This is a genomic window from Thermogemmatispora sp., from assembly GCF_019683755.1.
Lineage (GTDB): Bacteria > Chloroflexota > Ktedonobacteria > Ktedonobacterales > Ktedonobacteraceae > Thermogemmatispora.
On sequence record NZ_JADGHT010000183.1, the window covers coordinates 1 to 9,013 of the forward strand.

The window sequence follows — 9,013 nt, forward strand, 5'->3', positions numbered from 1 at the left end:
CGCCCCGGTATCTCTCCCGGTCAGAGCAGCGCCAGACCGGTCGGGTCGGTTGCGCGGCCCGGGTCGCGTCTCCTTTCACAGGCTCCAAAACTTACGGAATAAACGAACGTAGCCAGCGCCCGATGCGCGACAGCATATTGCCGCGACCAGCCTGCTGCCCCTCTTCATCGTCGTACGTCAGCGATGAGTGAGTCAGGCCCCAGAGCAGCAGGCCGACAGCGGTTGCATAGGCTGGGCGACAGATCGAGTCGGCCAGGCCATGCAGGCCAAGAGGGACGCCGATGCGCGCCGGTAGATCAAGGATCTGCCCGGCTAGCTCCAGGATACCCGGAAGCTCGGCAGTGCCTCCCGTCAGCACTAGGCCAGCAGGAAGCAGCCCATCGTAGCCCGACTTCTTAATCTCATCATGCACCATCTCGAAGAGTTCTTCAACACGCGCCTGGATGATCTCTGCCAGCAGCTTGCGCGGTACAAGATCGTTACAATCTGGCATGAACTGCGCGAGATCAATCATGTCATCGTCATCGATCGCCGAAGGATCACAGTGCCCGTAGGTCACTTTTAGTTCCTCAGCGACGGCGAAAGGCAGGCGCAAGCCGATCGCGATATCGCTTGTAATCAGGTTGCCGCCGATGGGCAAGACCACGGTATGCCAGATGGCGCCGTCGGTGTAGATGGCGATGTCGGTCGTGCCACCGCCCACATCCACGAGGACCACCCCCAGGTCGGTTTCGCCATCGGCTAGAACCGCCTCCCCCGAGGCCAGCGGCTCTAGCACCAGATCCTCAATTTCCACATGAGCCTTCTGAATGCACTTAATCAGGTTATGTATTGAAGAGACAGAACCTGTGACGATATGCGTCTCTACCTCCAGGCGGAAGCCAGACATGCCGATGGGATTCTTGATACCTTCCTGCCCATCAACGACATAACCGCGCGGAATGACGTGAATGATCTCGCGATTGGCCGGAATGGCAATCGCTCGCGCAACCTCAATCGCCCGACAAATATCATTCTGAACGATATCGCGATGGCTCGGAGTGATAGCGACAAAGCCCTTGCTGTTCTCCGATTCGATATGGCTGCCGGCAATGCCCACGTAGGCCGTGGTGATATGCTTGCCGGAGAGGCGCTCGGCACGGTCGATTGCTGCGGCGATCGAGGTGACTGTCTCCTCGATGTTGACCACTACCCCACGCCGCAAGCCCTGTGAAGGGCAGGTGCCAACGCCAACAATGTTCAGCTTCCCGTCGCGATCAAGCTCGCCAACGAGAACACAGACCTTTGTTGTTCCGACGTCGATTCCGACGATCACCCGCTCTTGCACGATCTAGCTCCTCATCGGGCGGCATTGCTAGCTAGGGACACGCTTTAGCGCTGGTTCTCTTGCTTTTTGGCTTCCTCTCTTGCCCCGGCTCTCCTTGTCCCCTCGCGCTGGCTATTCTGTGCCCTTCAGCCACCGTTGTCCTCCCTTGTCTCACTGCTCACCGCGCTACCACCTCGCTTCTCCCTCATCATGTTGTGCTCCTCTGCGCGCATCGCGTGTCCATCAGAGACGCACTACACACTGTGTTTTCTGCGTGAGTTACTACGCTGCTTATGCCAGGATCGGGGGCCTGACGCTTCAAGGCGAAGCCGGGCCAGTCCGGTCCTGCTTATTTCCTGCTACCTATGGCTGTAGAGTGTAGGCCACATTCAGGCCAAAGCGCAGGTCGATGGTTGCCAGGCGAAGCCCCTTCTGCTGCGCCATGACGAGGATCTGCTGCAACTCGCGCAACCGATTGGCCAGCGGGTTGACATCATCCGGTCCTCCCAGGTAAGCCACCCAGCCGGCGGGGCTGACGATGACAAAGGTGGTGTGGCTCACTGTTTGCGGCTGCTGCGTGGAAGGGCCGGCATTGCTTACATATATTTTACTCTCATAGCGTAGTGTGAAATTGCTAATCCCCGTCAATACGGGTACCTCTTTAAAGACCTCTACAGCAAAGGTGACTTCTGCGGCCTCCAGGCGAGCACCAGGTCGAATACCAGCGGTGATTTTCTGCTCACGTGCATCGATCACCGTCTGGAGCTGGCCGGCCTGGGGAGTGCTGCTAGCTGGCGCCAGGATCACGCCACTGCGGTCCACGCTATAGCTTCCCTGAGCAGTCTTCCAGAGCAGCACCGGCTGGCGCTCGCTGACGATCACCTGTAGCCGATCGGGCCAGTCGCGCTCGACGCTGGCGGTCTCCACCAGCGGCAGGGCGGCAATACGACTACTGAGGGCGGCTGTATCGACCAGGAAGAGGTTTTGACCCTGCACGCCGAGTCGCTGGATCTGGGCAATGAGGGCCTGATTCTGGGTGCCTATTACGGTGATTTGCTGGATGCGAAAGGCCGGACCCAGCAAGGCGAAGAGCACCCCAGCAGGTACAAGGATCAATCCGAGCAGGGCCGCCAGGAGTCTGCGCCAGCGTCTACTCTGACGAGCCTGCAGGCGGCTGCTCCTGGGGGGAATGGGTGTCATTGGCCCTCCCTTGGACCAGGACCCGGGTTTGACTGCCGCTGAGCGTATAGCCCGCATCTGTCCACTTGAGGCCCGCACGGCTGTCTGAGCGAGAGCGCGCGCTACGAGAGGGGAACTTTCCTGGCGCTGGCGCATGCGCCGCTGCCGCGCGCGTCGCTCCGCCATCGCCGTCCAGCCCGCCGGGTGCACGATCTTCTGAGGCGTCGTCACTACCCGCTGGCGAGGCTGTCCTCCCCCACTCTTCCCCGGCTCAGCGCGCCTGACGTCCCAAAAAGCTATTTGCTCTCGTATCTCTCCTCTATATTCGGTCATGCTATCTCCCACTCGCCGCGCAGTTCGACCTCCAGCTCCAGCTCCACGCCGAACCGCTCTCGTACACGATTGCGAGCTTCCCTGATGAGGGCCGCAATATCGGCTGCGCGGGCACCTCCCAGGTTGACGATAAAGTTGGCATGCCGTTCAGAGATACAGGCGCGTCCACAACGTAGCCCTTTAGCGCCGACCTGCTCGATAAGCCGCCCAGCATAGTCACCAGGCGGATTCTTGAAAACTGAGCCTGCGCTTGGCTGTGGCGGTTGTGTCCGCTTGCGGTGTTGCCTGTACTCTTCGATCAGGGCGCGCAGTTTGGCCGGATCATCGCGATGCAGGCGCACAGCCAGCAGCAGGATGATCTCCGCCGGCTCGATGAGCGTGCGCGGAGCTGGTTGTGGATAGCCGCGCTCATCGAAGGTAACCTGGCGCCCTGCTCGGAAGCGACTATGACGATAGCTCAGCTCTAGCTCTGCACGCTCGTAGCGCCGGACGAACGGAGCGGCTACTCTGGCATCCTCTTCCTCCGTCTGACTGTGGCCTTGGTCAGCTTGAGGCCGGCTCTCTCCGTCAGCGACGCTCCTGGCTGTTCCCAGGGCCAGCGCAGGGCGTACGTCAAGCACTTCCACCCATTCCAGCACCTGGGATAGCTCGCGCTGATGGGCTCCGGCATTGCTGACTACTCCTCCGCCCAGCGTCCCCGGAATACCAGGGCCGAACTCCAGTCCTCCCCATCCCTGAGTCGCCAGCTCGTTGAGTAGCTTAGGCCAACTGACGCCGGCCTCTGCGTAGAGCAGGGCCGAGCCATCCTCTTGCTCCGCCAGGCGGTAGTCGCTGAGGGCCATGCGCGCCACAATGCCCCGTACACCTCCATCACCAAAGAGGACATTCGTGCCATTGCCTACTACTAGCAATGGCCAGCCCTCCGCTAGACAGCGGCGTACGAGCCAGATCAGCTCGTCGCGCGTCTCTAGCGTGAGCCAGAGATCTGCCGGCCCTCCAACTCCAAAGGTGCAGTGACGCGCCAGCGGCTCATGTAGGCGCAACCGCCTACCGAAGCGTGGCAGGAGCGTGGTATACACGCGCTCCGCATCAAATGTCATTGTCGCTCCCATTCTCCGTTCTTTTGTCAGGTTTTGCATCAATTTGCCAAGAGAGTGGCCCCTCTAGTTGCTCTGCCTTTCTCTAGAGTGCGGCCTTCGCTGTTCTCGGCTGTGTTGCTGTGTTGTCTTGCTTCAGCATGTCCCGCGATGTCTCTCGACCCTATGTACGTCCAGCTTTTATTCCTGGTGTTGAGGCCGGCCACCTTCTCCTAGCAAGTGTTCCGTGACGGTATAGATATCGCCGGCTCCCATGATCAGCACCAGGTCACCGTCGCGCAAGCGCTGGCGGAGTTCGGCTTCGGTCTGGGCCAGGTCGCCGCTGTAGAGGGCCAAGCGTTCCTTGGCTCTAAAGCGTGGGCGCTGGGCCAGGGTCGATGCCAGCTCACGCGCATGGATCAGGCCTGTATCGCGCTCGCGCGCAGGGAAGATGTCGCTGATCATGACGATATCGGCCTCATCAAAGGCTTCTACAAACTGCTCAAAGAAGACCTTGGTTCGACTATACATATGAGGTTGATAGACGGCAACGAGGCGCCGCTGCGGATAGCGCTGACGGGCCGCTGTCAGTGTTGCCGCGATGGCTGTGGGATGATGGGCGTAGTCATCGATGAGGATGACATCGCACGTTCGTTCGCCTAGCGGCAGCGGCCCTTGATAGCGTATCTCAAAGCGGCGTCTGGTGCCGTGGAAGCGCTCAAGCGCTCGCCTGATGGCTTCCTCAGCAATCCCGAGGCTGTGAGCCGCGGCAATAGCTCCCAGGGCGTTTTGCACATTGTGCAGACCAGGTATGTGTAACGCGACCTTCTCTCCGCCAAAGAGGGGGCGCGCCTGCTGGGAGAGGCCTTGGCTTCCCTCGGCATACCAGCGCACACGAAAGCTGGTTTCTCCTTCCAGCTCCAGGTCGTGGGCTTCGAAAAGTGGGGGGCTTTCTTCTTTAAAAGTAATAGACGCTAGCTGCTCAGCCTTTTCTCGTATTGCTTCTGGGGCCACCGTGTAGAAGACGGTGCGGCCCGGCCAGGCATCCAGACGGGCGCGCAGCTCCAGACAGCCAGGGCTATCAGCATTCATCACCAGGGTAGGAGGCAGCGGCCAGCGCTCGCTCAGGTCCATGCCCTGGATGAAGAGCGTGAAGGCCCGTAGAAAGGCCTCATAGTCCGCAAAGAATTCGGGATGCTCATATTCAATTGAGGTGACGACGGTCAGGCGCGGATGATAATGCCAGAAATTATGGTTAAATTCGTCGGCCTCGTTGACAAAAAAGTGACTTGTGCCAAGGCGATAATTGGCCGCGAAGGCTGGGACCACCGCCCCTAAGGCACAAGTGGGATCAAGCCCTCCCTCCACCAGCATCAGCGCCAGCAGCGAGGTCGTGGTCCCTTTACCGTGAACGCCACAGACCGAGAGCAGGCAGTAGTCGCGAGTGAGAGCACCCAGCAGCTCCTGCCAGGTCACGATAGGCAGGCCCTGCCGCTGGGCAGCGATCAGCTCCTCCTGGTCCGGCTGTAGCGAAGAGACGGCAGGTGTGATGATGAGCGCCTCTTGTCCTTGGAGATGTTGGGCGCTGTGACCGATGGTCACAGTGATGCCCTCCGCGATCAACTCCCGCGTTGTCGCCGAGGGGGCTCGATCACAGCCGCTGACCAAAGCTCCGGCGGCCTGTGCCAGGCGCGCTACAGCCGATATACCTTGTCCTCCAATACCCATAAAATGCAGGCGCTTGCTTAGCAGCGTACGCAGATCAGCCTGCTGGTCTGATGCGATCGCTCCTGCAGTTTCTGTGTTTATTCTTGACTCTCTCTCTGCTCTCTCCATCACAGCCTGCCTCTTTAGACGGTGATTGGCCAATCAGTGTCACGGCAAGGCGGCGCAGGTTCCGACTGACAGATGAGTACCGAGGCATAGATCTCGGCCTGCTCCCCGCCCACAATTAGCTTCTACTTTCGCTCCAGTCGCGCGCTGCCTCTTAACAAAGGCTTGCCTGTTCTTCACGCGCCGGGGCCACACCAGCCAGGCGCACCACAGCCGAGGCGATGGCCTCGGTAGCATCGGGCCGCGCCAGAGCACTGACCGCCCGTGCCATCGCCTCGCGATAGGCCGGATTGGTCAGCAGGGTCTCTACATGGCCAGTCAGTACTTGCGGTGTAAGGTCGTCGTTGCGCACTACCAGCGCTGCCCGCCGTCGCCCAAACATCGCGGCGTTGGCCTCCTGGGGCGAGGACCCGATCGCCGGTGGTAGCGGCACCAGAATGCTCGGCTTGCCCAAGACCGCCAGCTCGCTGAGAGTGGCCGCCCCAGCCCGGCAAACGACCACATCCGCAGCCTGCAAGGCCAGAGCCATTTCTTGATCAAGATAGGGCACTAGACGATAGCGCTGTTGCAGCCCCTCAGAAAGGGTGACAAGCAAGCGCCGTGCCAGGGCTTCCGTTTCCTGAAAGAGCTTTTTGCCGCTGATATGCAGGACCTGACAGCGCTCCAGCAAAGCTGGCAGGGCTCGGCAGGTCACTTGATTCAGATGGCGCGCTCCCTGACTCCCGCCTGTCACCAGGAGGAGCGGTAGAGTTGGATCAAGACCCAGGCGCTGACGTGCTTGCTCGACTGGCACGTGGCGCACATCCAAGATTGCCTGGCGCACAGGATTGCCGACGTGGAGGGTCTTGCGCGCCGGGAAATAGACCCGTGAATCCTCAAAGGCCAGCGAGATGCAGGTTGCCAGCGGCGCCAATAAGCGATTCGACAGATTGGCCGGCACATCCTGCTGATGCATGAGTAAGGGTACGCGATGGAGCCAGGCCGCCAGACCGGCTGGCACGGCAACATAGCCGCCGCTGGTAAAGACCACGTGCGGGCGAAAGCGCCGTACCACGCCGATGGCTTGCACAATGCCCACAGGGACGCGCGCTAGCCCTGTGACCGTGCGCCAGGAAATATAACGCGCTAGCTTACCAGCCTTGATGGTCACGAAAGGCAAGCCAGCCGCCGGGGCTAGCTCGGCTTCCAGTCCGTCATCGCTTCCTAGGTAGAGGATTTCCGCTTGAACAGTCCGTTGCAGTTGCGCCGCCACCGCCAGTGCAGGATAGATATGCCCGCCGGTGCCGCCGCCCGATACCAGTATCCTCATACACTGCCTACCACAATTAGAAAAGATTCCTCGCCGAGGAGGCTCCTGCCGACAGGGTCGCCCGTTTAGCTAGCCTCACCAGAATGAGGTAACCAGTGCGCTGTCAGTTTCCCTCCCCGGCAGCATCATTTTCACAGAGTTGCGCGAAAGGCGCGCTTTTTTTCCTTCATCAGCCCAAAGAGCATGATCTGTGTTGACCCTTGATAGGCCTGCTATCCGCCCAGTCAGAGGGACGGTCACAGGCCCCTGATCATCACCTCCGGCGCCTTCTGCCTCAAGGTCAGCCAGACTGCCACTCACCAGCTAGTGCCCGTGCACTGTGGCTCCCTGGCTCCGGCGGCCTCGTTTCAGGCGCTGCTCCAGGGTACGCCGTGAGAAGAGCGGGTCAACAGGCTCCTGGATATAGCGCGAGATGTTCAACAGGACTCCCACCGCCGCCATCGAGACCACCAGCGAAGAGCCACCAAAGCTGATGAACGGCAGCGGCACGCCGGTGTAAGGGATTGAGGCGGTGCTCGCACCAATATTGATCATGGCCTGCACGACCAGCCAGGTGGTGATGCCCGTCGCCAGTAGCGAACCGTAGAGGTCTGGGGTGCGCCTCGCCAAGCGGAACCCCCGAAAGGCCAGCCACAAGAAGAGCAAGCACACTGCAGCGCAGCCAATAAAACCCAATTCTTCGCCAATAATGGCAAAAATGGAATCAATATAGGGTAAAGGCAGATAGCCGGTCTTCTGGCGACTTGCTCCCAGACCGAGGCCGAACCAGCCACCTGAGCCAAGTGCCAGCAGCGACTGATAGAGCTGCAGGTTTATCCCGGTCACATCACGGAATGGGTCCAGAAAGCCGAGCAGGCGAAAATAGCGGTAGCCCTTGAAGGCCTGAGTCAGAAAGACCAGACCGCCGCAGGCCACGGCTAACAGGAACTGGGCAATATTAGCGCCAGCGACGAAAAACATCGCCGTGGCCGCAACAGCGATAATAACCGCTGTGCCCATGTCCTTTTCCAACAAGACCAGGCCGAGCACGACTCCTACAAGGATCACGAACGGCGCCAGGCCATAGAGGAAGGTTCTGACCTGATTTCCCTTGCGCGCCAGCCAGTCGGCAATATAGAGGGCCAGCACTAGTTTGACCAGCTCGCTGGGCTGGAAAGAGAGGAAGGAGCCGAGCGTTAGCCAGCGCGTAGCTCCGTAGGCACTCGTTCCGAATTTCAAGACCAGAACCAGCAAGGCCAAGGCGACCAGCATGCCGAGCAGCGAGACGCGGCGCCAGAGCCGATAGTCGATATGCATGGTGACCAGCATAGCGATGACCCCCAGCACAGCCCAGAGCAGCTCTCGCTGAAAAATGTAGGAGGCATCGCCATAGAGACTGGCCGAGATAAACGAGCTGGCACTGTAGACCATGACCAGGCCAAAGCAGAGCAAGGTCAGGACGACGATGAGGAGCCAATGATCGATTTTGCCAGGGATGCGCGGCAGGCGCATCTCCAGCTCCTCAAGCCGGCGCTGCTCCTCTTCGCTCATCGCCGACGGTGCTCCAGATGCAGTAAGGCTCTCCTCCTCGGCTTCAGCCCGCAGCCGCCGACGCCAGCCAGCGGTTAAACCGCTGCGTTGAGGGCGAACTGCTTCCTTTTGCTCCGCGCTCGCGCGGTCCAATACCCTATCTAATAGCCTGACGGCCCGCGCAGGCAGCTTCCTACGCGCCAACGGAGGTACCTTTAGCTGCTCTTCAGCAGCAAGATAGGCCTGGCTAGAGACCGGCTTACGCGAGAGCCGGTCCCCTGCCTGTCCTTTCTTGCCCCGCCCGCGTGGGCGCTGCCCAGGACTGCCGGGGCTGGACCCCTTGGCCAGTGCCTCCAGCGCTGGCGAGCGCAGATGAGGCAGGGCCTTGCGCTGCCCCCCCTGCTTGCCCGTCTTGGCTTGTCGAGCTTGTCGCTCACGCTCATCAGGCATTTCAATACTCTTTTTAGT

Annotated in this window: 6 protein-coding genes; all 6 read right to left on the minus strand. The window is 60.4% G+C overall.

The window, feature by feature from the left end; genetic code table 11:
• Nucleotides 1-91: 91 nt before the first annotated feature.
• Nucleotides 92-1,327, minus strand: coding sequence for a cell division protein FtsA (gene ftsA, locus IRZ24_RS12420; protein ID WP_297164702.1), 1,236 nt, complete (start codon nucleotides 1,325-1,327; stop codon nucleotides 92-94).
• Nucleotides 1,328-1,669: 342 nt separating this feature from the next.
• On the minus strand, nucleotides 1,670-2,818 hold the full coding sequence (locus tag IRZ24_RS12425) for an FtsQ-type POTRA domain-containing protein (protein WP_297164704.1): 1,149 nt from the start codon (nucleotides 2,816-2,818) through the stop codon (nucleotides 1,670-1,672).
• Nucleotides 2,815-3,918: an FAD-binding protein gene (locus IRZ24_RS12430; RefSeq protein WP_297164706.1), complete on the minus strand. Its 1,104-nt coding sequence runs from the start codon at nucleotides 3,916-3,918 to the stop codon at nucleotides 2,815-2,817. Before IRZ24_RS12430 ends, IRZ24_RS12425 begins: the two co-directional genes overlap by 4 nt.
• A 177-nt stretch (nucleotides 3,919-4,095) precedes the next feature.
• Entirely contained in the window at nucleotides 4,096-5,622 is a 1,527-nt protein-coding gene (gene murC / locus IRZ24_RS12435; RefSeq protein ID WP_297164708.1) for a UDP-N-acetylmuramate--L-alanine ligase, read from the minus strand.
• A gap of 259 nt (nucleotides 5,623-5,881) precedes the next feature.
• Nucleotides 5,882-7,036 carry an undecaprenyldiphospho-muramoylpentapeptide beta-N-acetylglucosaminyltransferase gene (gene murG / locus IRZ24_RS12440; protein ID WP_297164710.1) on the minus strand — a complete coding sequence of 385 codons (1,155 nt, stop codon included), beginning with the start codon at nucleotides 7,034-7,036 and terminating at the stop codon, nucleotides 5,882-5,884.
• 303 nt (nucleotides 7,037-7,339) lie between these two features.
• Nucleotides 7,340-9,013, minus strand: a 1,674-nt coding sequence (gene ftsW, locus IRZ24_RS12445) for a putative lipid II flippase FtsW (RefSeq protein ID WP_297164712.1), incomplete at its 5' end; no start/stop codon positions are given.

Coding starts and splice junctions, on each gene's coding strand:
- murG (WP_297164710.1), bottom strand. CDS start 7,036: ATGAGGATACTGGTATCGGGCGGCGGCACCGGCGGGCATATCTATCCT.
- IRZ24_RS12425 (WP_297164704.1), bottom strand. CDS start 2,818: ATGACCGAATATAGAGGAGAGATACGAGAGCAAATAGCTTTTTGGGAC.
- IRZ24_RS12430 (WP_297164706.1), bottom strand. CDS start 3,918: ATGACATTTGATGCGGAGCGCGTGTATACCACGCTCCTGCCACGCTTC.
- murC (WP_297164708.1), bottom strand. CDS start 5,622: ATGGGTATTGGAGGACAAGGTATATCGGCTGTAGCGCGCCTGGCACAG.